We start from the raw sequence: 24958 nt of genomic DNA, 5'->3' as shown, positions 1-24958 counted from the left end.
GGTTATGAATTTTCTTGCCCATGCGTGGTTGGTGAGCGCTGGTAGTGATGATTTTCTCTACGGCAATTTAATTGCCGATGGCGTTAAGGGCCATGATTTAAGTGCTTGGCCCGCTGCGACGGCGTTAGGCATTCGTCACCATCGCCGGGTAGATGCCTGGGTGGATAGCCATCCTAGCGTTGTTAATGCACGGCGCCGTGCGCCAACGGGGCAGCGGCGCTATGCGGGGATAGCCCTGGATATGGTGTGGGATCATTTCCTGGCCCGGGATACGGCGGGGCAGGCAGATCAGGAAGCGATCATTGAGCGTTGCTATCGGCTACTCTCCACTCGCACCGCGCCGAACCGGCTGGCCGGTATGATGCCGATTCTCGTCGAGCACGACTGGCTAAGAGGCTACGCTGACTTTTCATTTACCTGCCGGGCCGTTGCCGGCATTGGGCGGCGTTTGTCTGGCCCCAATCAATTGGCTGCTTTAGTGCCTTGGCTGTACGACGATTATCAAGCACTAGAGAACGATTTTCAGACACTATGGCCAGCGCTATTGGCTGAATTGAGCCACCAAGATACACCCCAATCATAAAGAGCTATCCGTGACAATGAGCCAGGAGAGGATGGAGACCGCGATGCGCGAACGTTTTTGGGAGCGCTTTACGCTAGAAGAACTGACACCCCAGGAGTGGGAGGCGCTATGCGATGGCTGTGGTCAGTGCTGCCTGCTGAAGTTGCACGACGAGGACACCCAAGAGTTAGCGGTACTCAATGTGGCCTGTCGTTTGTTGGATATTCACAGCTGTCAGTGCAGCGATTACGAGAACCGTTTTGAAAGCGTGCCCGACTGCACTCAGCTGACGCCGGCATTGGTTAAAGAGTTCACCTGGCTGCCGCAGAGCTGTGGCTACCGGCGAGTGGCGGAAGGGCGCAAGTTGGCGGGTTGGCATCCGTTGTTAAGCAATGACGCCGAGCGGGTTCACCGCAAAGGAGTCAGCGTGCGCAGCTTCGCGGTGTCCCAGGATGAAGTGCCGGAGCAGCAATTAGAATCGCATATTATTGCCGTGCTGCCGATGTAGCTTTAATTGAACCCTGTTTCTCAGTTAACCATTCACAAAGAGCCTTGAAGGGCATGGGTCTCGCGAATAGGAAGCCTTGAAAAACATCGCACTGCAATTCCACCAGCTGTTGGTGCTGTTGTGTCGTCTCTACCCCCTCTGCCACCACCGTCAGTTCTAGGTGATGAGCAAGGGCAACAATGCCCTGCACGATAGCGGCATCCTTGCTGTTGTTGGCAATATTGTTGATAAAACTGCGGTCAATTTTTACCTTGTCGACGGGTAAGTGGCGTAAGTAGCTCAGGCTTGAAAAGCCGGTGCCGAAATCGTCAATGGCAACACTGATCCCCATCGCGCGCAGCGCATGCAGCGTATCAATCGCGGCGTCAGTATCATTCATCAATATGCCTTCGGTTAACTCAAGTTCCAGCGATGTCGCACTGAGTCCTGTGGCTTCTAGGGTAGTGCTGAGCGAGCTTAAAAAGCTAGGCCGATGAAACTGCATCGGCGAAAGGTTGACCGATATGCGGCAGTGGCTGGAAAGCTGCGGCTGGAGAGTGAGAAAATCCCGCGCGGCGCGCTCTATCACCCATTGGCTTAAGGCAATAATTTGCCCTGTCTCTTCAGCAATAGGGATAAATAGCGCCGGTGAGATAGCGCCTTTGATTGGATGGTTCCAACGTACCAGTGCTTCAAAGCCTTGAACTGCTCCCGTGATCGTTAACAGCGGCTGGTAATGCAATTCAAACTGTTCATTCAGAATTGCTTCCTGCAAATCATTTCTCAGCGTCACCCTTTGGGTAAGCTTTTGGTTAATATCCTGAGTGAAGGTTTGCAAGGCGTTGCGACCTTGCTGCTTGGCTTTATACATCGCCATATCAGCTTGCTGGAGTAACTCTTCGGGGTGCGACAGCTCTTTGTCATTAAGCGCAATGCCAATGCTTGCTGAAAGGTGGAGTTCGTGGCGCTCAATGCGGTAAGGCTGGGCAAGGGCTTCGAGCAGGCGCCCGGCAATCTCTTCTGCCTGCTGTGGGCTATCGAGATCCGGTAATAGCAACACAAACTCATCCCCCCCGAAGCGACACAGGGTATCGGAAGGCCTGATGGCTTGTTCAAGCCGTCTGGCGACGTTGATAAGCACTTGGTCGCCAATGCTATGCCCTAGCGTATCGTTGATCGGTTTGAATTCATCCAGGTCGATAAACAGTACCGCTAGCTGCTGCTTATGACGCCGAGCAAGTTCGACGTCATGGCGCAAATGGTCTTCAAACAGGGCGCGGTTGCCAAGGCCTGTCAGCACATCGTGGGTGGCATGAAAAGCGAGTGCGTTCTCATGATCCCGGCGCTCGGAGATATCGTTAATACTGCCCACAAAGTGTGTTACTTGGCCGTCAGGGCTACGCACTGGCGAGAGAAAGAGATTGTTCCAGAACGCTTGGCCGTTTTTGCGATAGTTGCGAAGGGTCAAGGTGATATCGAGTTTCCGTTCGAGCGCATGCTGAATATCGGCAATTTGCTGTGGGTCGGTATCTGGGCCTTGTAAAAAACGGAAATTGCGGCCTTTTACTTCTTCAAGCGAATAGCCTGTCACGGTTACAAAGGCAGAGTTTACATAGAGGATGGGGTAATCAGTTTGCTGAGCCTCACAAATTAAAATGCCGTTACTGCTGGCTTCGAGACTGCGTTGATAGATACGCAGCTGTGACTCTTTTTGGCGCAGCGCTGTCATCTCTTTGGCAATGCCGTAAACGCCTACGACTTGACCGCTTACTATCGTAGGTAAAAACGACATATCTAACTGGCGGGCATTGCCCTGTTGATTAATGACCTCCAAGTCGAACCGCTGGGCGATGCCCATTAACGCTTTTTGGAAGGCGGCATCCACTGTTAGATGATGTTCAGGGGGAACAAAGTCTTTCCAATGACTACCGATAATCTGTGTTTCGTCAATTTCAAGGAGGGTGAGTAGGGATCGATTGACGCTTAAGTGGTAGCCGCTCAAATCCAGCGAAAACACCGCATCAGGGTTTTGTGTAAACAGCGAGCGAAACCGCTGTTCGCTATCCTCCAGGGTCTCTTTAGCTTTCGAAAGCTCATGCGAGCGCTGAGCGCGGGCTGATATCAAGGCAAAGCTAAAAACCAACTGATAAGTGAGCAGCAGCCCGCCAATTCCCACGCCGGCGGCTATAAAATGCGTTAGTTCTAACGGCGGATTGGGTAGTTCAGAAATAGCCAAATTAATAATTGTGCCGCCTGGCAAAACCAGCGTTTGTTCAGCGAGCATTGGCGGCAGTGACCCGGGAGAAGAGGTTGGCAATAGGCCATTACCTTCGTTAAGGAGGGAGCCATTGGCATGGGTGATATGCAGCGAATAAGTGCCATTGACGACACCGGTTTCCCGCTTAATAAGACGCGCTATATCGATGGCTGCAACGAGTTGATAGGGCCGTTCTTGCTGCTTAATGGAAAGTAGCGCTAACGTGGGGCGCTCATAGTCGGGAAACGACCACTGTATGACGTTTCTCTGCTGGTTAAGCCAAGTCAAGGTCGCTAAGGTGTTCAACTGGTTATCTAGCCAACGCTGAGCACTCTCATGGCGAGAACGGCGCCATATGTCATTGGCTACAGGATTGAAGTACGCAATCGCTAAGATACTTGGATAATCTGTCCAGTAGCGTTCAACCTCCCGGCTTCGAGAGGTGGGGTCTGAAAAGACCTGGCGCCAGCGTTCTGTTAAACGTTCTAGCACTATCGTCCGCGACGTCAGCATTTGATCAATATTGACCGCAATACCTTCCAGATTTTGCTGTGCGTTTTGACGCATATCTTCTTGTTGGTTCCAACTGACTAAAAACCAGCCACTCATACTCAGGCTAACGCCAATAATACCCGCGAATACAGCGGCACTGCTTAAGGACGTTTTCAAATGAGGAACATGCAGGCTCACCATTATCATGGCGATGCCAAATAAAAAGCCAATCAGGCCGGGGATCAATGCGCTGGCGCGGGGTAACCAGGCGGGCGCGGGCCATCCATTGTGGGCAGCGATTGTAATGCAGCCAACCGTCCATAAAAATAGCCCGCCGAGTTGCCAAATACGGCGCTGCCAACGTCCCTGAGGGCCGACCCAAAGACAAAAGGCAGCCATCAATAATATAGGGGCGGCTTGGCTAGGCAGGCGTTGATGGCCACTCAGCAAGGACGCAGCGTGATATGACGGGTCTAAGGCGTTGTGTATCAGCGTATAGCTTGCAACCACGGCGAGTGCAACGGCGGTGGCTTTGCGAAAACGTTCGAAGCCAGCCATGATTGCGCTGAGGCCTAGTCCGCAAAATAAAATCACCAGCGCACTGTCCGGTAGCAGAGCGAGCAATTGCGACTGGTGAACGTCAGGAAAAAAGCCCAGCAAAAAGCCACCTGCACCAATCACAACGGTGGACACCAGCAGCATCAGCAAGCCAGTTTGAAGTGCCAATTCGCGATTATTGACTTCCATTAGCTATTATTCGCATATCCAAACAAGGGTGTTCTTACACCTAGACACATAAAGTACCTTTAGAAACCACTGGGTCACCAGGGCATACCATCAACGCAAGGGGGGCGATAGCTATATTAGCGTCATCTTTTTTTATTAAGCTTCTGTATTTAATATTATTTTTTATTCTTGGATTGAGTTGAGCGGGATTTTATAGGCATAAAGGAACATATGCGGCTGTAAAATATGCGCGTCAATCAATATAAGTATAAATTTTGCATAATTTCGAATGGGTAACCTGCTTGCTCCACCTTATCGGACACTGCTGGCAACTACCATCTCATAAGTTAAATTTAGCACTATTCTTAAGCGGGGCTAGGTCGGAAGCAGGTTTAGGCACTTCAGTTAAAATTGAGTGTCGCCTATGCCTTCGTCGCAATATAAAACAGACGTTTATTGGACTATTTCCCGCTTTGGAAAAGTCGCTTTGCTTGGCAGGGTGTGTAGACTACTAGCGACTATTACCGGTAAGTAAAGGACGACCATGACCGCTGCCAGCTCCCCTTCAGCTTCTCCACTTGTGGTGGGTATCGGCGCTTCTGCTGGCGGATTGGAAGCCATTTCTAAGCTGATTAAGCCGCTCAATCCTGATATGCCGCTTGCTTACGTCGTGTTACAACACGTATCGCCAACCCATAAAAGCATGCTGGTGGATATATTAAGCCGCGAGACCCACCTGCGGGTACAGCGCTTTGAAGATAACCAAAAACCTGAAGCCGGTGTGATTTACGTGGTGCCGGCTCATACTAGCGCACTGATTAAAGATGGCATTTTTTATACCACGCCCATCAAACCTCATGTGGGGCCTAAGCCCTGTATCAACGATTTTTTTATCTCGTTGGCGGCGGACGCCCATGAGGCGGCGGTGGGTATCGTGCTATCCGGCACCGGCTCTGATGGCACCGCTGGGTTGCGAGCCATTATGGCGGCCGGTGGTATCACCATGGTGCAAACGCCAGCCAGCGCTAAATACAACGGCATGCCGCAATCGGCGGTAGACGCTGGCGTGATTGACTATGTGTTGGATGCAGAGGCAATGGCACCGCGTTTAGCCGAACTTGCCCAGTTAGAGTATGCAAGTCATGAAAATAGCCAAGCAGCCGTGCCAGACCGCTTACTGTCGTTACTTAAAGAGCATCGCCAACTCGATTTTTCCGGTTACAAAAAAGGCACGCTGAGTAGGCGAATACGGCGTCGGCTGATAGCCACCAATGTGGCTGATATGCAGCAGTATCTAGCATTAGTGGAGGCTAGTCCGTCTGAACTGGAGCAGTTGGGCCGCGATATATTAATTTCGGTGACGGCCTTTGTTCGCGATAGGTCGGCGTTTGATGCTTTGGAGAGTGCTATTAGCACCCTCATTCAGGACGCTGGACGTGAGCCCGTCCGGATATGGGTAGCAGGCTGCGCGACAGGTGAGGAGGCTTACTCCATTGCAGTGATGATAGCCGAAGCGAAGCGGCGTCACGGCAAGGCCAGCCGGGTGGTGCAGATTTTCGCCACTGATATTGATGAAGATGCTTTAGAAGTTGCTCGGCGGGGAAGCTACATTGGTGCTGCTCTGGAGGCGTTGCCCCCCGAGTGGGTTGAACGCTATTTTATTGCCACAGAGCATGCCTTTGAGGTGAATAAAGAGTTGCGCGATATGGTGGTTTTTGCCAAACACAATTTGGTCGATGATCCGCCTTTTTTGCGTTTGAACCTGGTTTCTTGCCGTAACGTACTGATCTACTTTAATAACGAACTGCAGCAGCGTGTTCTCCAGCGCTTTCACTTTGGGTTAAGGGCTAAAGGGTTACTTTTTCTAGGCCGTTCGGAAAGCATCGCCCAAACCGAAAGTTTATTTGCCCCGCTTGATCGTCGTGAACGCCTTTTTCGTAAACTAGGTGAGAGCCGCGAAGTGGCTGTGCGATCTACCCAAAGTGCTGGAGAGCCGCCACTGCGGCGTCAACGTGATCGTGATATGCAGCAACTGTTAGCTGCTTTGGTTGCCCATATGGAAGCAACGGTTGCACTGTGTGATGCGCAAGGGGGCGTACTGCATACGGCGGGAGAGGTAGCCAAGTTCTTACACTTTCCTGCTGGCCGAACCCAAGTGGGCATCGGCGATGTGATTAACCCAGCTTTCCGTGGCGAGCTGATGGCGATGCTGCATCAGTTTCAAAAACAGCGAGCGCCTCAATTAGGTCGCCGTCGACGCTTTGAAGATCGCTGGTGGCGGCTCAGTGTGCGTGGCCTCTCAGAGGGCGATGACGACCGCCGTGTACTGGTGATTCTCACCCCTAACCCGATGGTCGAATCTGTCCCTTCGAGCGATATCTCCCTAGAACAACTAATGGAGCCACTGCCACTTGATAAAGGCAATAGCCTGGAAGATGAGCTAATAGCTACCCGCGAACATCTTCAAGCTCTACTCGAAGAGCTGGCCACGACCAACGAGGAGATGCAGTCACTGAATGAAGAGGCCCAGGCGTCCAATGAAGAGCTTCAAGCCACTAATGAAGAGATGGAGGCTGCCAACGAAGAGCTGCAAGCCACCAACGAAGAGCTGATAAGCCTTAATGAGGAGCTAAATGTTAAAACCAGCGAGCTCACTAAGCTCAACGAAGAGTATACCTATCTCTATGACGCACTCGATTTCCCTTTGCTGGTGTTTGACACTGATCACTGCCTAAAACGTTACAACGCCCCCGCGGCGCGCTATTTTAATTTCCGGCCAACCGCCCTTCAGCGGCATGTGTCTGGGCTAAAATTACCTAGTGCGCTTAACACGCTGGAAGAGCAGTTAGCCAGCGTTATGGCCAGCGGCATGCCGGAAGAAGATGTGATCGAGGTGGAAGGGAGGTTGCTGCAGCGCGTATTGACCCCCGGCGTTAGTCGCGATGGCAACGTAGAGCTGTTGATTGTGACGCTGATGGATATTACCGACCTTAGCCATGTGCAGGCCAAGTTACGTCAATCCCAGGCCCAACTGCATGCGTTGATGGAAAATAGCACGGTGATGATGGCGCTCAAGGATCTCAACGGGCACTACACGTTCGCCAACCCCCAGTTTTTAAACACCTTCGGCCTCTCTAAAGATGAACTGGTGGGGCACAATCCCTTTGAACTATTTCCTGAGACCTACGCCAGCTCCATCTGGACATGCGATCTTGAAGCGCTGCGCTATCAGCGCATGGTAAAAGCGGAGCACATCCTCACTAGCCCGGAAGGGGGCGTGCGCATTTTCTCCTCGGTTCATCAGGTACTTCGCGATGAGCAAGGCCACCCCAACCTGATTTTGACCGAAGCGGAAGATATTACTGCCCGCAAGCAGGCCGAGCGGGAGATGCAGGTGGCTGCAAAAGTCTACGAGCAGGCGGGGGAGGCGATTGTTGTTATCAATGCGCTGGGCAACATACAGTCGGTCAATGCAGCCTTTACGCGAATTACCGGTTTTAGTGCCCATCAGGTGCTTAATACACCTGCGCTCACGCTGCTCTATAGTGAACAGGAAAATGGCCAGGATTCCGAGCCGCCGGGCAGTTGCCATATTGTCTGGGAGTTGGTGCAGCAGCATGGCTATTGGCAGGGAGAAGTATGGAATCGGCGCCAAGACGGTACCCTGTTCTCCCAATGGCTGACACTTAACAGCATTGAGCCGGATAGCCACGAAGAGACCCTTTATGTGGCGGTATTTTCAGATATTACTCACATTAAAGAGTCCCAGCAGCACGCTGAGTACCTCGCCACCCATGACGCCTTAACGGGGCTACCCAACCGCACGCTGTTTCAGGATCGCCTTCAGGTGGCCATTGCCCATGCCCGGCGCAATGACCAAATCAGCGCGCTGATGTTTCTGGATCTGGATAACTTTAAAAGCATTAACGATACCTTGGGCCATGACGTCGGCGACGAGCTGCTGATCCAAGTCGCCGGTCGCTTGCGTGAGCTGGTGAGGGAGATGGACACCGTAGCGCGCCTCGGGGGCGATGAGTTCACCATCATTGTGACGGACACCACGATCGAAGGCGCCGAGCAGGTGGCCAAGCGGATTGTCGACTCGCTGGCCAAACCCTATGAGGTACGCCGCCACTCGCTGTTTGTGACATCGAGCGTTGGTGTGGCCTTCTGCCCCGATGATGGCGACGATGTGGCCGGCCTCACCAAAGCAGCGGATACTGCGATGTATCGTGCCAAAGAGAACGGCCGTGATCGATTTGAACTGTTTAAACCCGAGCTGCAAGAGCGTTTAATGCGTGATGTAGCCATTGAACACGCACTGCGCGAGGGCATGGAGCAGGGCCGCTTAAGGCTGGTGTATCAGCCTAAATTTACCAGCGCGTCTCCCAATCGCTTAGTTGGCGCCGAGGCGCTGCTGCGTTGGAGTGACCCCGTCCTGGGTGATGTTAGCCCGACTGATTTTATCCCCGTTGCCGAAGCCACCGGCTTGATTTTAGAGCTTGACCGCCATGTGGCGCTGCTGTTGATTACTCAATTAGCGCAATGGCTGGCCGATGGTGTCTGCTTACCACCGGTGGCCATGAACGTGTCTGCACGCAGCTTCCAGGAGGAGCGCTTCATCTCCCATCTGTTTACCTGTCTAAAACAGTACCGGGTTCCCCATGAGTTGATTCAAGTGGAGATTACCGAAAGCACCCTGGTCGACCGCTCAAGCGCGGCATTAGGCAATATTGAAAAGCTGCGTGAAGCGGGGATTAAGCTTGCGGTGGATGATTTCGGCACCGGCTACTCATCGCTCGCCTACCTAAAGCGGCTGCCGTTGGCCGAGCTTAAAATAGACAAAAGCTTTGTAGACGGACTAGACAGCGCAGATGAGAGTGATCAGGCGATTGCTCTGGCGATTCTAGGAATGGCCAAGGCGCTCAATATCCGCACCGTGGGAGAGGGCGTGGAAACACATTCCCAGTTAAGCTGGTTGACCGCTAATGGCTGTGATTACGTGCAAGGATACTTGTTATCACGACCATTACCGTTAGCTGAGTTTACCGTGCTCGCCAAGGCCCATGTTCTGCCTCTCAGCAATGATGATATGGAAAGGAAATCCTGACATGACGATGCAAAATGGGTTTATTGAGCAGTGTGAGCACGAGCAGTTGCATCTTTCCGGTGCTATTCAGCCTCATGGGGCGCTAGTAGTGAGCACCTTGCAAGGCATTGTCAGCCACGTATCGGAGAATATTCTAAATTGGCTCGGTGTGGATACCGAGCTCGAGTCGCTACTGGATCAACCGCTTCCCGCTTTTCTTCAGGAGCTGCACAAGAGTGCACCGACCCTTGCAGAGGGCGAACGTTATACAGGCCAAAGCAATTTTGGGCCTCAAGAGTTCGATGTGGTAATAAGCCACAATGGTGAGCAGCTTCTGTTTGAGATTTACCCTGTTGATACTCATGCCGACCCGATGCCGAAGCAGGGGGAAGCTTACCCTGTGCCTGAAAACCGCGAAGCGCTTGAAGAGCAGTGCCAGCAACTGTTAGAGGAATTACTGGCGTTGAGTGGTTTTGACCGCGTGCATTACTACCGCTTCATGCCTGAGGGCGACGGTGAAGTTACCGCGGAGGCCCGCCAGCCTGAGATTGGGGGCAGCTATTTGGGCTTGCGCTTTCCAGCCAGCGATATTCCCCAGGTGGCGCGTCAGCTTTACTTAAAAAACCCGTGGCGTTCAATCCCCCACGCCAGCGCTGAACCGGTGGCAATTATGGGCCGCAAGCAGGCTTCTATCCCCAATCTCTCATGGGTGGATTTGCGCAGCGTATCACCGGTTCACCAGGAATATATGGCCAATATGGGGGTCGGTTCGGCTATCTCTCTTCCGATAACGCAGGCGGGCGAGCTTGATGCGCTGATTTCTTGCCACAGTGCCGTACCCAAACAGTTAACGGTTAGTCAGCTACAGGCCATGAGCGCGCTGTCGGAAGGCTTTAATTTACGCCTGCGCGACTATAAGGCGCGCAGGCGATTAAAGGTGCTTGATGGCATGCAGCGCCAGTTTGATCAGGCTAAGGACGTGCTGATGCGCCACGGCGAGTTAGCGAGCGCCTGGACTGAATTAAGCCACTGGTTAATGGATACCTTTGATGTCGATGGGGTGATTTTGCAGGTGGGAGACGAATACTATCAGGCAGGTACTGCGCTATCGGTGGGTGGGGTTGAGGTAGTGGCCGAGGCTGCGCGGTTTGAAACGTCGTCGGTATGGATAAGTGATAGCTTGCGAATCGACTGCCCCAATATGCCGCTGAGTGAGATCGCCGGGGTTGCTGTGGTAAGTGATCTACCCCTGGATCAGCACCACAGCGTTAATCTCTACTTATGTCGGCTTGAACACCTCTATGAAGTTACTTGGGGCGGTAATCCCGATAAACCCGTTGATTATCGCGATGGCAGCAGCGGGATTGCGCCGCGGCGCTCCTTCGAAGCCTGGGTAGAGCAGCGGGTAGGCCACGGCCGCCCCTGGTCCAAGAGTACTCGCATGTACCTATTGAAACTGCGCGCCTTGCTTCAGCAGGCCAAGTCGTTTGCCTGGAAAGGGAATGAGTAAGCCCACGCTGAGTGAATGGTTGAAGCGTGAAACGCGTGCGGATCACCATCGAGTCGATCAGCATCCCGCGCTGAAACCGCTGCTAAGGCGCGAATTAACGGTTGCTGAATATACTTCGGCGTTAAGCGCGCTTTATGCCCCCATCGCCAGCCTAGAGCAGGCGCTAAGCAGTGGCTTACAGGCGCATGATATGGATTACCGGTTAATACATCGAGAAGCGCTACTCAAGGCGGATATCCACCAACTCGGCAGGCGAGCGCCATCTGCGCCTCTTACGCCGCCACCTACCAGTGTGGCCGACGCAGTGGGCATGCTCTATGTGTTGGAAGGTTCACGTTTGGGCGGGAAGATGATTGCCCGCCACGTTGAGAGCGTGCTGGATGATCAGGTGCCGTTGCGTTTTTTTACTGCTCACCCTTTAACAACAGAAGAGTGGGCAGCTTTTTGGCACTTTGCAGAGTACCACTGCCCCCGGTCTACATGGCCTGCCGTGCTTGCCGCGGCACAGCAGGCCTTTGGGCACTTTACTCAGGGGTTGGCAGCGTTTGCGAGTTCAGGCCCAGTGCCCAGAGAATAAACGCATCTTGGCGCGCGGTATCGCGCCAGGCTTTGAATCGACCTGATGCGCCGCCGTGGCCACTGCTCATATCGGTACGCATCAGAATCGGCGCAGAACCCTGCTGCTGTTGTGCTACCTGGGCATAAAATTTGGCGGGCTCCCAGTAGCTGACCCGGGTATCGAACCAACTGCCCTCAATCCACAGGGCGGGGTATGACTGCGCTTTAATATTATCGATGGGCGAGTAAGCGGCTATTCGCTCGGCGACCTCTGGCTCTTCCGGGTTGCCCCACTCGCTGTACTCCGCGGTCGTCAGAGGCAGCTCCGGGTTCTGCATCGTGCGCAGCACGTCTAAGAAGGGCACATCCAGCAGCGCGGCGCAAAACTTTTCCGGCGCACGGTTAATACAGGTGCCGACCAGCAGCCCTCCAGCGCTGGCGCCATAGGCGGCTATGCGCTGTGAATCGCTGACACCCTGTTCCACAAGCGCCTCCCTGGCGGCCAGGAAATCATCAAAGCTGTTCTCCTTGTGGGCCATCTTGCCGTTTAAATACCAGGGTTCGCCCCGCTCGCCGCCGCCGCGCACATGAGCAACGGCAAAGGCCGCACCGCGCTCAAGCAGTTCCAGCCGGGCGATCGAGAACCAGGGGTCGAGAGCCTCACCGTAAGCGCCGTAGCCATACAGCAGCGTGGGTAACGGCTGATCCGCCAGTTCGGCGCGCATCACCACCGATACGGGCACTTGCTCGCCATCGCTGCTGGTGGCCCAAAGGCGGCGGCTGACTAGCTGTTCAGGCTGTAAGTTGCCGTAAACAGGTACCCGCTTCAGTAGCGTCCGTTCGCCACTGGTTAGATCGAGTGAAAACCAGCTGGGCGGCTGGGTAAACGACTCTTCGCGAAGGCGCACTACCTGGGTATCGAAGTGCGGGGCATCTTCAAGCATCTGCGAACAGGGTTGTTCAGGCAGTGCCAGGGTCTCATCCAGGGTGCAGCTGTGCTGGGCATCAAAAAGCAAACGCCGCAAACGAACCTGTGCCTGGGCATGATCGCGCTCAGCCAGCATCAGCCCCCAAGAGAACGCATCAACGCCTTCCAAGGTGGCTTCTTCACGGTGGGCGATTAGCGTTTGCCAATTCAATTGGGGCTGACCAAGCTGACTTTCGGGCAGGAAATCGAGCTGAAAGTGAGCACCTGCCTGGTTGTGCAGGCGATAAAAACTGCCTGGGCGGTGATCAATGCTGTACTCAACCCCTGGTTGGCGCTGCTGAATACACTGCGGTGCTGAATCAGGCGAGTGGGCGGGCAACAGGTGAATTTCACTGGTGTCTTTTGAGCCGCTTTCAAGCAGCAGCCACGACCGTGAGCGCGTTTTGCCGATGCCGAGCCAGAATTCAGGATCGTCTTCCCGTAGCACCAGTACTGGCTCTTTTGAGACGCCAGGCTCCTTCAGCGAAAGTGAAAAGCGCCAAACGCTGTCGGGGCGCTGAGTGTCGTCAAAGCGAGTGAACAGCAGCGTCGCCGTGGTGGCAGTTTGATCTTCTGCCCAGCACAGACCTGCACCAATATCGCTTAACAGTTGCACGGGCGACCCGCTTGGCAGTGCTTTCAGCCACAGGGTAAAACGCTCGTCGCCTTGAGTATCTTCTGTCCAGGCCAACCAATGCTCATCGGGAGAGAGCGCCATATCGCCCATGTCGTAAAAGTCGTGCTTGGCGGCACGGGCTCTAACGTCAAAAAAGCATTCGTGCTGTTCAGGCTGATGGTTGGGGTGGCGCCACCAGCAGGGGTAGTCATCCTCGGCACCGGTCTCGTTCCAGAACGTGAAGTGGTCAAGCGTTGTCTTAAGGCTGGTCACTGCTAATTCGCGGCGCGCCAAGTGACTCTGGTATAACGCTTCCTCCAGCGGGGCAAGCGGGGCAAACCAATCGGCTTGTTGCTGGTTGGCGGCCTCTAAAAAGGCACTGACCTGTGGGTCATCGCGCTCTTCTAACCAGTGCCATTGCGGGTCATTGGCGCGATAATAGCGTGCAGCGGGTAAGCCTGAAGGTATGCCTTGCTGTGCTTTCATAAATTGATAGGTACCATAACGGGAAATCAACGTCGGGTGAGCTCACCCATATGAGGGGTATTATGCTGTTTGCAAATTCAACGCCACTACTGTGGTTGAGTTATTACGGGCTGTCGCTGTTAGTGGTTGTCGCGGTCTATTTTGCGCTCACTTTTCTGCCTCGCTTGCCACGTCTTGTGCTGACCTGGATGGTGGCAGGGGCGATATGGGCACCTGCCACTTTCCGGCTGCCGCTAATCGAAGAGGGTGAATTCTATACCGGTTGGGCACCTTCGGCGATGGTGGCGGCGGTTGGGTTTTTAGAAAACAACGGCGCAGCACTTCGTGGCGGGCTAATGTGGCTGGTGTTAGGGATGACATTAGGCGCGCTGATTGGCGTTGCTCTGTGGTGGTGGCGCCGTCCTGGGGACGATGAATATGTCGTTCAGGAAGAAGAGAGAGCCGATGAAAGTGAATCACCACGCCGTCGCGAACCGGTGATTGGTTAATGGCTGTGTTTAGGTTCAATGCTTTCGCAGAGAACGCCGGGTGTCTGTGTATTGGTAAAGCGTATGTGTGAACTGCTGGGTATGAGCGCCAATGTGCCCACCGATATCTGTTTTAGTTTTTCGGGCTTTTTGCATCGCGGTGGGGGCACCGGCCCTCATCGCGATGGTTGGGGAATTGCCTTCTACGAAGAGGGCGGTTACCGCGATTTTCGCGACCCCCATCCCTCCGTTAATTCCCCCATCGCCCGGCTAATTTGCGATTACCCGATTAAGTCCAATGTAGTGATCAGTCACATTCGTCAAGCCAATGTGGGGGGCGTAAAGCTTGCCAACACTCACCCCTTTACGCGAGAAATGTGGGGGCGGCCCTGGTGCTATGCCCATAATGGCCAATTAAGTGGCTGGGAGCGCCTAGCATTAGGAAATTACACCCCAGTTGGCAGCACTGATAGCGAGCACGCCTACTGCTGGTTAATGGGCGAGCTTCGCCGCGAGTTTCCTTCCCCGCCCGCTGATCCCGCAACACTGTGGCAGCGTTTGCACCAGCTATGTGAGCAGCTAAGAGCGCTGGGCGTGTTCAATATGCTGCTCTCCGATGGAATCTACCTGTATACATTTTGCGCCACGAAGCTTGCGCATATTACTCGCTGTGCGCCCTTCGGCGAGGCGGAACTCTCCGACGCCGAGATGACGGTGAATTTTGCCGAACATACCACGCCTAACGACATCGTTTCAGTCATTGCCACCGAGCCGCTCACGCATAATGAAGCCTGGCAGCGCATGGTGCCGGGTGAGCTATTGGTCTGGCGCGATGGAGAAATTCAGGCGCGTTACTGTCCATAAATAAACGATCTACTAAATTGGATTGAGGGAAGTAGCAGCGCATCAATTGAACTCGACTATGGGCTAAAGTTGAAACGTCAGTTTCAATCGATCGTTTTACAGCCTGTCAGAGGTCGTATATCGTTGGGCTTCTTAACCTATTTTCAGATAGAGCCTAGCGACAACAACAAGGTCGGTGACTTACGCCGACGCTAATAGCGGAGATTGCCCATGAGCGAACACGCCAACGCCGCCGTTTTACGTGGCCCAGCGCTTGAAGGGTTGGATCAGTACGATTCAGTCACGGATGTTTTCCATAACGCAGTAGCACGCTTTAAGGACAAGCCAGCTTTTTCCTGTATGGGAAAAACGCTCTCTTTCGCTGATCTTGACCGCCTTTCCGCAGACTTTGCTGCATGGCTACAGCATGAAACCGATCTCGTTCCCGGTGACCGTATTGCCATCCAGTTGCCCAACGTCCTGCAGTTCCCGGTAGCGGTATTCGGTGCACTGCGTGCAGGCTTGGTAGTGGTCAACACCAACCCGCTGTATACCGAGCGGGAAATGGCCAACCAGTTCAAGGACTCCAATGCCAAGGCCATTGTGATTTTGGCCAATATGGCCGACAAGCTGGAAAAAGTGCTTGATAAAACAGATATCAAACACGTTTTAGTCACTCAGCTAGCCGACTTACACGATGCTCCCAAACGCTGGTTAATCAATGCAGTGGTGAAGCACGTTAAGAAAATGGTGCCTGCTTATTCACTGCCCAATGCGATTGGTTTTCGCGGTGCACTGAAAAAAGGCGCCTCTTTTAGTCATACCGAGGTGAAGAGAAGTCCCGACGAGTTAGCCGCACTTCAATACACTGGCGGCACCACGGGTATGCCCAAAGGTGCCATGCTGACCCATCGCAATCTCATCGCTAATATGCTGCAAGCGCGGGAAGCGATTGGCCCTCATCTGACCGATGGTGAAGAGCTGGTTATCGCACCGCTACCGGTTTATCACATTTATACTTTTACGGTTAACTGCCTGTTCCTTATGGAAACCGGTAACCACTCTTTGCTGATCACTAACCCTCGCGACCTGGATGGTTTTGTCAAAGAGCTCAAGGGGCTGCCCTTTACCGCTTTTATCGGCCTCAATACGCTGTTTAATGCGCTGTGTAATCGCGACGACTTCAAGCAGCTCGATTTTTCCAAGTTGAAGTTGACGATCTCCGGCGGCATGGCGCTGACCAAAGCTGCGGCGCAGCGTTGGGAAAAAACCACGGGTTGTCCAATTGCCGAAGGGTATGGTTTGACCGAGACTTCTCCCATTGTCAGCTTCAACCCCACCGATGCGATTCAACTGGGCACTATCGGTAAGCCCGTGGCAGGCACTGCGGTAAAAGTCGTCGACGCCGATGGCAACGACGTTGAGCTAGGCGAGCCTGGAGAACTGTGCGTGCAAGGGCCGCAGGTGATGAAAGGCTACTGGCAGCGCGAAGACGAAACCCGTGACGCCATTGATGAGGATGGCTGGTTCCACACCGGCGACATTGCTGTGCTACAAGATGATGGCTATATCCGCATCGTTGATCGCAAGAAAGATATGATCCTGGTTTCTGGATTTAATGTTTATCCCAACGAAGTTGAAGATGTGGTGGCAGCACACCCGGATGTACTTGAGTCTGCAGCGGTCGGCGTGCCGGATGAAAATTCTGGCGAAGCCATAAAGCTGTTTGTGGTCAGTAAAAATGATCAGCTAGATGAAAAAACGCTACGCGACTGGTGCAAAAAAGAGCTCACTGGCTATAAGGTGCCCAAGATCATCGAGTTTCGTGATGAGCTGCCCAAAACCAACGTAGGCAAAGTGCTTCGCCGCCAGCTGCGTGACGAAGAGCCCTCAAAAACGTAACTGTAGATGATGACTCGGCACTGTGGTTAGGCGTCGCGGAGCTGAAAGCGTTACACTATACGACCCGCTCAATTGAGCGGGTTGATTTTTTATAACTCTTACTAATATCTCTTGTTAAATGCCCAAGCGAATGGAAGCCGACTCAATCGTGACCACCGACACATCCCCAGCCCCCACCGATAGCCAACGTCTTGCGTCGCTGAAACAGGCCGCGGGCGATGTGATGCTGCGCGATGCAGAGCGGCTGGAGCGGCGGCTGGCCGGCTTAAACCGTCGCCTGCGCGATAACAAACCGATTAGACGTGGTTTGGATGAAGTGGAGCGTGAGCTTAGCCGCGCCCAGCAGCAGCTTGGCCAGCGCGAAAGCCAAAAGGTCGCCCTCAACTACCCGCCAGAATTGCCGGTGGTCGAACGGCGGGAAGATATTGTTAACGCCATCCGCGACCATCAGGTCGTGGTGGTGGCGGGGGAGACCGGCTCCGGCAAAACCACCCAGTTGCCTAAAATGTGTTTGGAGCTGGGGCGAGGCCGCCGTGGCTTAATTGGCCACACCCAGCCGCGTCGCTTGGCTGCCCGCAGCGTTGCCAGCCGCCTGGCGGAAGAGCTGGAAGTCTCGCTGGGCGAGCAGGTGGGCTATCAGGTGCGCTTCACCGACCAGAGCAGCCCGACGACCCTGGTCAAACTGATGACCGACGGGATCTTGCTGGCCGAGACCCAGCATGATCCGCTGCTGCTGCGTTACGACACCATCATTATTGATGAAGCCCACGAGCGCAGCCTGAATATCGACTTTCTGCTCGGCTACCTCAAGCGCTTACTCCCCAAACGGCCCGACCTAAAAGTCATCATTACCTCGGCGACTATCGACGTGGAGCGCTTTGCCAAACACTTCGGCACGGCCAAAACCCCCGCTCCTGTGGTGGAAGTCACCGGGCGCACCTATCCCGTAGAAGTGCACTACCGGCCGCTGGTGCGCGACGAGGACGATGAGGAAGACCGCACGCTGCAAGAGGGCATTCTGCACGCGGTGGACGAGATTGAAGCCATTGAGCGCGAAAAAGGTTGGTTGCACGGCCCCCGGGATGTGCTGGTGTTTTTACCGGGTGAGCGCGAAATTCGTGAAACCGCCGATACTCTGCGCCGTGCCGAGCTGAAAGGCACCGAAATCCTGCCCCTTTACGCACGGCTCTCCAACGAAGAGCAGAACCGCGTGTTTGCGCCGCACCGCGGTCGGCGCATCGTACTCGCCACCAACGTCGCGGAAACGTCGTTGACGGTGCCTGGAATTCGCTACGTGATCGACCCTGGCCTCGTGCGTATCAGCCGCTATAGCTACCGTTCCAAGATCCAGCGACTGCCGGTAGAAGCGGTTAGCCAGGCCAGTGCCAACCAGCGTAAAGGGCGCTGTGGGCGGATTGCCGAAGGCGTGTGCATTCGCCTCTATAGCGAAGAGGATTTTCTCTCCCGACCCGGCTTTACCGACCCTGAAATCCAGCGTACCAACCTGGCCTCGGTGATTCTCTCAATGCTGGGGCTCAAGCTCGGCGATATCGAGGCCTTTCCGTTTGTTGATCCGCCGGATAGCCGCTTTGTTAAAGACGGCTTCAGACTGCTGTTCGAGCTTGGGGCGGTGGACGAAAAGCAGCGTCTTTCTCCTCTCGGGCGTAAGTTGGCGCGGCTGCCGATTGATCCGCGCCTGGCGCGTATGGTGCTGGCGGGTGTCGAATTCGGCAGCCTGCGCGATGTGCTAATCGTCGTCTCGGCGCTGGCCATCCAAGACCCCCGCGACCGACCGGCGGATAAACGCCAAGCCGCCGACCAAGCTCACCAGCGCTGGCACGACCCGGATTCCGACTTTGTCGCCTTGCTGAACCTCTGGCACGGTATTGAGAATGCCCGCGAAGCGCTGTCGGGTAATCAGTTGCGCCGCTGGTGCCGTGAGCACTACATCAACTATCTGCGTATGCGCGAGTGGCACGATACCTTCCGCCAACTGCGCCAACTGCTGCGCGATATGGATATCGACGTGCCCGCGCCGCCGCCCCGCAATGAAGACGAGAGCGAAGAGCAGGCGCGTCAAACACGGCGTAAAACGTCGGGCAAGGTGCATCAGGCGCTACTCTCGGGGCTGCTCTCCAACCTGGGGACGTTGGTCGAGAACCGCGAGTATCTCGGCGCCCGTAATCGCAAGTTTATGATTCATCCAGGCTCTGGGTTGGCCAAGAAGTCGCCCAAGTGGATCATGGCGTTCGAGATGGTGGAAACCTCCAAGCTGTTTGCTCGCACCGTGGCCAAAATCGATCCGCAGTGGATCGAACCCCAGGCGCAGCATCTGGTGAAGCGCAGCTACAGTGAACCGCATTGGGAAATGAAACGCGCGCAGGTAGTGGCCTTTGAACAGGTCACGCTGTTTGGTCTGCCGATTGTGGCGCGGCGCAAGGTACATTACGGGCCAATCGCGCCTCAGGAGTCCCGGGAACTGTTTATTCGCCGTGCGCTGGTGGAAGGGGAGTTTCAAACCAAAGGGGCCTTCTTTGCTCATAACCGCGCGCTAATCGATGAAGTCGAAGCGCTGGAAGACCGCGCTCGGCGGCGAGATATTCTGGTCGATGAAGACACGCTCTATGACTTTTACGACCAGCGGATCCCGGCGGAGATCGTCAACGGCAAGGGCTTTGAGCACTGGCGCAAGCAGGCCGAGCAGCAAGAGCCGCAATTACTCCACTTCGATATTGATTCACTTAAAGCGCGTGACGCGGAGGACGTGACCCAGGCGCAGTACCCCGATCATTTGATTCTGGCGGGCGTCGCGTATCCAGTCAGTTACCACTTTGACCCTGAAGCCGAGGATGACGGTGTTACCCTGACTGTTCCCGCCGCCATGCTGCCCCAGGTGCCGGTGCATGCCCTGGAGTGGCTGGTGCCTGGGCTGCTGCGTGAAAAGTGTATTGCGTTGCTGAAGTCACTGCCGAAAAGCATCCGCCGCCAGGTGGTGCCGATTCCCGATTGGGTGGATGCGGCGCTGGAAACACTGGTACCCGATCAGCGCCCGTTAACCGAGGCGTTGGGTGAGTTTATTCGCCGCCGGACATCGACGCGGGTGCATCCTGACGATTGGCGCCTAGACTTGCTCGAACCGCATCTGATCATGAATATTCGCGTGGTCGATCATGCGGGCGAAATCCTAGGGCAGGGGCGCGATCTGCGTGCCCTTGAGCAGCGCTTTGAAGCGGCAGCCAGCGCAGGCGCCCAGGCCCTGGCTGAACAGGTTAGCCATGAGCCCGCTGTGGCCGGGCTGCCCACGACACCGCTGCCAGCTTCGCGTGTTACCACCCAGGCAGGTATTCGCGTAGAGGCGTATCCTGCATTGGTTGCAGCTGACGCCAACGAGTTCAAGGTAGCGCTGTTTGATCACCCGGCAAAAGCTGATGCCGCTCACCAAGAGGGCATTGCCCGGCTGGCGATTGCCAAGCTTCCCGAACAGGTTAAAGCGATTAAGCAACTGCCGGGTGTTGAGAAGTGCGCGCTGCTGTTTGCCAAAGTGGGCAGTAAGCAAGCTTTGATTGATGACCTGCTGCTAGCTGTGTTTACTCAGGTAGTGGCTCAGCACCCCCTGCCACGCTCGGAAGGAGAGTTTAGCCAGCGCCTAAGCGCTACTCAGAGCCAACTTGTGGACGAAGCGAAAGCGCTGTTGGTACGGGTAGAGGCCGCGCTAAAAGGCCACCTGGCGGTTAGTAAGGTGCTCAAAGGGAAACTTAATTTTGCGCTGGCGCTGGTATATAGCGATGTTAGCGCGCAGATGCAGCGACTGGTTTACCCAGGCTTTATCCGCGATGCGGGCGCCTGGCTTGACGAATACCCACGCTACACCGAGGCGGCGCTCATTCGGCTTGAAAAAGCCGCCCGTGAGCGCGGTCGCGATCAAATGATGATGCAAGACGTCCAGGCATTAGAGGCTCGCTTTGATGCCCGCCGGGAAAGTGAGCGACGCGGAAGGGTGGAAGACCCTGAGTTGGTTGCTTTTGGCTGGTGGTTGCAAGAGCTTAGAGTGTCGCTATTCGCGCAGCAGTTGGGGACGAGCATGGTGGTGTCGGTAAAACGACTGGAAAAACGCTGGCAAGAGATCACTAGCGTTTAGCTAGGGGTTGAAAAAAGTTGCTGGAAAAACCGCTATTTTACGCACACAGTAACGTGATGGGTTCGCCGTAAGTTGCACGCTACATTGATGGCCGGTCACGTCGGCAAGCCGCTTAGAGGAGATTGGCATGACACATGTGGTGATAACCGGTACAGGGCTCTATACGCCGGAACACGCCATTGATAATGCGGCCCTGGTGGCAGCATTTAATGCTTGGGTAGACGCTGAAAATGCGCAGTATGCCGATTCGATTCAGCGTGGTGAGCGTGAATCGCTGGCGCATTCCAGCAGTGAATTTATCGAAAAAGCCTCCGGAATTAAGAGCCGCTACGTGCTCGATGCGTCTGGAATCCTTGACCCACAGCGTATGCGGCCTAAACTGCCGCAGCGGGGCAACGACGAACCTTCTATCCAGTGCGAGATGGCAACCGCTGCTGCGCGGCAGGCGCTGGCCGCCGCTCAGGTGGATGCAACTGACATTGAACTGGTCATTGTCGCCTGCTCAAACCTGGAGCGTGCCTACCCTGCCGTGGCAGTGGAAGTGCAGCAGGCTCTGGGAGCAAGCGGCTATGGGTTTGATATGAATGTCGCCTGTAGTTCAGCGACCTTTGCCATTGAAACGGCTGCCAATGCCATAGCCTCCGGCAGTGTTAAGCGCGCTCTGGTGGTCAATCCGGAAATTTGCTCGGCGCATCTCAACTTTCGAGACCGTGACAGTCACTTCATTTTCGGCGATGCTTGTACCGCTGTAGTACTAGAAAGTAGCGCCATTGCGGTGGCCGATGAGCAGTTTGAAATTCTCGGTACGCGGCTGGTTACCCAGTTTTCCAACGCGATCCGTAATAATGCAGGGTTCCTTAACCGCGTAACGGACAGTGACCCTCTCGCCTTGGACAAGCTGTTTGTGCAGGAAGGGCGTCGGGTGTTTAGAGAAGTTTGCCCAATGGTGGCTAAATTGATCACCGACCATTTGGCCTCCTTAGAGTTAACCGGTGGCGATCTGAAACGCATGTGGTTACACCAGGCTAACCGACATATGAACGATTTGATTGCCCGCAAAGTATTGGGCTATGACCCGAGTGAAACACAGGCGCCGATTATTTTGGATCGCTACGCCAACACCAGTTCAGCGGGTTCTATCATCGCCTTTCACCTCCATCGCGAGGAACTTGTGGAGGGTGATATTGGCGTAATTTGCTCCTTTGGCGCGGGCTATAGCGCGGGCTGCGTGGTTATTCGTCGTTTGTAGATGTCTGTAAAGGTGCAGGGGAATTGAAAAAGGAAAATGTCATGTGGCAGTGGTTAAATAACGAAAAGCCTGCGCTTTCGCTGCGTAGCAAAGGGGTGCCACTACTGCTGGTGACGTTACTCGCAAGCGGTGGCTGTGCCAGTACACAAATGGCGGAAAATGCTGCTCCCGAAGACCCTTGGGAAGGCTTTAACCGCAAAGTGTTTGCGTTTAACGATGTGCTGGATCGTTACGCACTCAAGCCGGTGGCAAAAGGCTATCGCGCTGTCACCCCCGACCCGGTAGAAACGGGCGTAGGTAATTTTTTCTCCAACTTAGGTGAAGTGCGTACTGCGCTTAATAGCGTTCTGCAAGGCAAACCGGCCAACGCGGGTCTCGCCACATCACGTTTTTTAATTAACTCCACGGTAGGCATTGGCGGACTGTTAGATTATGCCACCCTAATGGAAATTACTGCGGATGAAGAAGATTTTGGCCAAACGTTAGCGGTGTGGGGGTGGGAAGATTCGCGTTATCTTGTGCTGCCTTTCTTTGGCCCCAGCACGCTGCGGGATACCACAGGTATGCCCGCTAACATGGCGACGAACCCCGTTAATTATGTAGAAGACGATGCTGTTCGAGTGAGCCTTTCCGCACTCAATGTGATTGATATTCGTGCGGGTTTGCTCGACCAGGAAGAGCTGATTCGCGGCGATCGCTACCGTTTTATTCGTGATGCTTACTTACAGAGCCGCCAATTTGAGGTGAGCGATGGAGAATTGGGCGATGACCCCTTTGCCAGCGAAACCTTCGACTTTGATGACAGCGATTTTGACAACAGTGGTCAGGATGACAGTGACTCTGGTGGCGACGAAGTCACTGATTGAGGCTCATGATGGAGCATTCTAAGCAGTTGATCGCGGTGATCGACGAACCCGGTCGTGAGCGCGATGCGCTTGCTGAAGCGATTACCTGCGATGACATGTGGGTGTTTGCTGCTGACGATATCAAGCATTTACCCGCTGGCACGGCGCTTATTGTTGCCCATGCCCGAGCAGTTCCGCGGCAGCAGTGGACACACCTAACGCGACGCCTGCCAACGTTGGTCGTTAGCGACTCGCGTCAGGACGCCGACTTGATCAAAGCGATTGATGTAGGGCTGGTGGACTATATTGTCCATCCGCTGCGTCACGCTGAGCTGTTGCGACGAATGATCCGTAAGGCCATAGAGCTCAACGATTTGGCGCTGGAGCGCGAGCGTGACCATGCGCGGCTGGCGGAGTTAAACGAGAGCCTGGAGACCCATCTGGCGCTGTTACGGATGGATCAGCAGAGCGGTGGGCATATTCAGCGGCGTTTGTTACCGCTGCGGCCCAAGGTGATTAACGGGGTGTTTTACGACTATATATTCGCCCCTTCGCTCTACTTGTCTGGTGATTTCCTCGATTACCAACGCTATAACGAGCGCTACAGCGCCTTCTATTTCGCCGATGTATCGGGGCATGGCGCTTCGTCGGCGTTTGTTACCGTGCTGCTCAAATATTTATGCAACCGCTGGCTGAGTGAGTGGGATGGCCAGCATCCGGAAGATCTGCCGCCTGATTGGTTAAAGGCGATGAACCGTGAGCTGCAGGGCACCGATATTGGTAAACATGCCACCTTATTTGTCGGTGTTATTGACCACGAGGCGCATACTCTGCACTATTCGCTCGGCGCGCAGCTTCCCATGCCCCTATTGGCGGCAGAGGGAGAGCTACGCCGTTTGGAAGGAGAGGGAATGCCGGTAGGCCTTTTCCCCGATGTGGAGTATCCTTCGCTGAGTTGTGCATTGCCGAATAAATTTCGTCTATGGCTCTGCTCAGATGGAGTATTGGAATGCTTGCCGGGTAAAACGCTCGACACGCGGCTCAAGGAGCTTGAGCAATTAGTAAGCGAGAGTGTAACGCTTGAGCAGTTGCGCGAACGGCTAGCAAAAACAAACGCACTTCTTGCCGAAGGAGATGCGGAGTTTGATGCCAACCAAGAGCGCGATGCTTTACCCGATGATCTAACAATCATGATGGTGAGCGGATTTGGTCATGCTGATTGAAGAAGGCCGCATTAAAGCGGCGTTCGATTCTGGTGTTTTTGTTTTAAAACTGTGTGGCGATGTGCGTTTGACGCTCTGCGCCACGCTGGATACCCAAGCCCAACGTCTCGCCGAGACGCCGGGCCTGCGTGCCGTGCTGATTGACCTGCGTGAAGCCACCAATGTCGATTCGACGGCGCTTGGCTTTCTGGCCAAGGTCGCGATGGCGGTGAAAGGGCGCCTGGAGCAGCCGCCGACGATTATTGTCGATAATCCTGATGTGCGGCAGATGCTGGATGTGATGGGCTTTGCGCGTTTTTTCACGCTGATGGAAGCGCCGCTACAACAGGCGAGTACGCTCAACAATGAGCTTGAAGAGCTGCCCCAAGAGCCAGCCGACGAGGAGGGGCTGCGTGATCGCATCCTGGAAGCCCACCGTATTTTAATGCATATGAACGAGCATAACCGTGAGCAGTTTCAGCCGTTGGTTGAGATGCTTGAGTCCCAAGACGCCACGACGCACCACTAAGCTCTCCTTACCTTGATAAGCCCCTGGCCATCT

At 54.6% G+C, this 24958-nt stretch carries 15 protein-coding genes; 13 read left to right on the top strand and 2 right to left on the bottom strand.

Annotated elements, in window-relative coordinates; translation table 11 throughout:
• Positions 1-4 precede the first annotated feature (4 nt).
• On the top strand, positions 5-583 hold the full coding sequence (locus SR894_RS12610) for an acyl carrier protein phosphodiesterase (protein ID WP_133732739.1): 579 nt from the start codon (positions 5-7) through the stop codon (positions 581-583).
• A gap of 31 nt (positions 584-614) precedes the next feature.
• A complete protein-coding gene (locus SR894_RS12605) occupies positions 615-1070 on the top strand; it encodes a YcgN family cysteine cluster protein (RefSeq protein ID WP_133732820.1) in 456 nt (151 codons plus the stop codon).
• On the opposite strand, the gene SR894_RS12600 is transcribed toward SR894_RS12605, so the two are convergent.
• A complete protein-coding gene (locus tag SR894_RS12600) occupies positions 1048-4545 on the bottom strand; it encodes a putative bifunctional diguanylate cyclase/phosphodiesterase (protein ID WP_133732738.1) in 3498 nt (1165 codons plus the stop codon). The genes SR894_RS12605 and SR894_RS12600 overlap by 23 nt on opposite strands.
• A gap of 523 nt (positions 4546-5068) precedes the next feature.
• Here SR894_RS12600 and SR894_RS12595 point away from each other — a divergent pair.
• From SR894_RS12595 to SR894_RS12585, 3 genes are read left to right on the top strand one after another with little or no spacing between them, the layout of a single operon-like run.
• Positions 5069-9634 carry an EAL domain-containing protein gene (locus tag SR894_RS12595; protein WP_133732737.1) on the top strand — a complete coding sequence of 1522 codons (4566 nt, stop codon included), beginning with the start codon at positions 5069-5071 and terminating at the stop codon, positions 9632-9634.
• 1 nt (position 9635) lies between these two features.
• Positions 9636-11123, top strand: a complete 1488-nt coding sequence (locus SR894_RS12590) for a GAF domain-containing protein (RefSeq protein ID WP_166650413.1) — start codon at positions 9636-9638, stop codon at positions 11121-11123.
• Entirely contained in the window at positions 11116-11700 is a 585-nt protein-coding gene (locus SR894_RS12585; protein WP_133732735.1) for a biliverdin-producing heme oxygenase, read from the top strand. The genes SR894_RS12590 and SR894_RS12585 overlap by 8 nt, the downstream gene beginning before the upstream one ends.
• On the opposite strand, the gene SR894_RS12580 is transcribed toward SR894_RS12585, so the two are convergent.
• On the bottom strand, positions 11648-13750 hold the full coding sequence (locus SR894_RS12580; RefSeq protein ID WP_133732734.1) for a S9 family peptidase: 2103 nt from the start codon (positions 13748-13750) through the stop codon (positions 11648-11650). The genes SR894_RS12585 and SR894_RS12580 overlap by 53 nt on opposite strands.
• Positions 13751-13812: 62 nt before the next feature.
• Between SR894_RS12580 and SR894_RS12575 the strand changes: the two genes are divergently transcribed.
• From SR894_RS12575 to SR894_RS12540, 8 genes are all read left to right on the top strand, one after another.
• A complete protein-coding gene (locus tag SR894_RS12575; RefSeq protein WP_133732733.1) occupies positions 13813-14238 on the top strand; it encodes a hypothetical protein in 426 nt (141 codons plus the stop codon).
• A gap of 63 nt (positions 14239-14301) precedes the next feature.
• Positions 14302-15081 (top strand): class II glutamine amidotransferase, encoded by a 780-nt coding sequence (locus tag SR894_RS12570; RefSeq protein WP_133732732.1) that lies wholly within the window; start codon positions 14302-14304, stop codon positions 15079-15081.
• A 210-nt stretch (positions 15082-15291) separates the two neighbouring features.
• Entirely contained in the window at positions 15292-16962 is a 1671-nt protein-coding gene (locus SR894_RS12565) for an AMP-binding protein (RefSeq protein ID WP_133732731.1), read from the top strand.
• A 130-nt stretch (positions 16963-17092) separates the two neighbouring features.
• Entirely contained in the window at positions 17093-21100 is a 4008-nt protein-coding gene (gene hrpA, locus SR894_RS12560; protein WP_133732730.1) for an ATP-dependent RNA helicase HrpA, read from the top strand.
• A gap of 127 nt (positions 21101-21227) precedes the next feature.
• Positions 21228-22349 carry a beta-ketoacyl-ACP synthase III gene (locus SR894_RS12555; RefSeq protein ID WP_133732729.1) on the top strand — a complete coding sequence of 374 codons (1122 nt, stop codon included), beginning with the start codon at positions 21228-21230 and terminating at the stop codon, positions 22347-22349.
• Positions 22350-22390: 41 nt separating this feature from the next.
• Positions 22391-23215 carry an MlaA family lipoprotein gene (locus SR894_RS12550; protein ID WP_133732728.1) on the top strand — a complete coding sequence of 275 codons (825 nt, stop codon included), beginning with the start codon at positions 22391-22393 and terminating at the stop codon, positions 23213-23215.
• Between the two features lie 8 nt (positions 23216-23223).
• Positions 23224-24417, top strand: coding sequence for a PP2C family protein-serine/threonine phosphatase (locus tag SR894_RS12545; RefSeq protein WP_133732819.1), 1194 nt, complete (start codon positions 23224-23226; stop codon positions 24415-24417).
• Positions 24407-24925, top strand: coding sequence for an STAS domain-containing protein (locus tag SR894_RS12540; protein ID WP_133732727.1), 519 nt, complete (start codon positions 24407-24409; stop codon positions 24923-24925). Before SR894_RS12545 ends, SR894_RS12540 begins: the two co-directional genes overlap by 11 nt.
• Positions 24926-24958: the final 33 nt, after the last annotated feature.

The organism is Vreelandella neptunia, assembly GCF_034479615.1.
Classification (GTDB): Bacteria; Pseudomonadota; Gammaproteobacteria; order Pseudomonadales; family Halomonadaceae; genus Vreelandella; species Vreelandella neptunia.
Note: the sequence above shows the minus strand (reverse complement) of the source record. Positions and strands in the feature narration are given on the sequence as shown.

Bases quoted from the DNA above. Each gene is read 5' to 3' on its own strand.
- SR894_RS12595 (WP_133732737.1), top strand. From the start codon at position 5,069: ATGACCGCTGCCAGCTCCCCTTCAGCTTCTCCACTTGTGGTGGGTATC.
- SR894_RS12590 (WP_166650413.1), top strand. From the start codon at position 9,636: ATGACGATGCAAAATGGGTTTATTGAGCAGTGTGAGCACGAGCAGTTG.
- SR894_RS12555 (WP_133732729.1), top strand. From the start codon at position 21,228: ATGACACATGTGGTGATAACCGGTACAGGGCTCTATACGCCGGAACAC.
- SR894_RS12565 (WP_133732731.1), top strand. From the start codon at position 15,292: ATGAGCGAACACGCCAACGCCGCCGTTTTACGTGGCCCAGCGCTTGAA.
- SR894_RS12580 (WP_133732734.1), bottom strand. From the start codon at position 13,750: ATGAAAGCACAGCAAGGCATACCTTCAGGCTTACCCGCTGCACGCTAT.
- SR894_RS12550 (WP_133732728.1), top strand. From the start codon at position 22,391: ATGTGGCAGTGGTTAAATAACGAAAAGCCTGCGCTTTCGCTGCGTAGC.
- SR894_RS12610 (WP_133732739.1), top strand. From the start codon at position 5: ATGAATTTTCTTGCCCATGCGTGGTTGGTGAGCGCTGGTAGTGATGAT.
- SR894_RS12600 (WP_133732738.1), bottom strand. From the start codon at position 4,545: ATGGAAGTCAATAATCGCGAATTGGCACTTCAAACTGGCTTGCTGATG.
- SR894_RS12540 (WP_133732727.1), top strand. From the start codon at position 24,407: ATGCTGATTGAAGAAGGCCGCATTAAAGCGGCGTTCGATTCTGGTGTT.
- SR894_RS12575 (WP_133732733.1), top strand. From the start codon at position 13,813: ATGCTGTTTGCAAATTCAACGCCACTACTGTGGTTGAGTTATTACGGG.
- SR894_RS12605 (WP_133732820.1), top strand. From the start codon at position 615: ATGGAGACCGCGATGCGCGAACGTTTTTGGGAGCGCTTTACGCTAGAA.
- hrpA (WP_133732730.1), top strand. From the start codon at position 17,093: ATGGAAGCCGACTCAATCGTGACCACCGACACATCCCCAGCCCCCACC.
- SR894_RS12545 (WP_133732819.1), top strand. From the start codon at position 23,224: ATGGAGCATTCTAAGCAGTTGATCGCGGTGATCGACGAACCCGGTCGT.
- SR894_RS12585 (WP_133732735.1), top strand. From the start codon at position 11,116: ATGAGTAAGCCCACGCTGAGTGAATGGTTGAAGCGTGAAACGCGTGCG.
- SR894_RS12570 (WP_133732732.1), top strand. From the start codon at position 14,302: ATGTGTGAACTGCTGGGTATGAGCGCCAATGTGCCCACCGATATCTGT.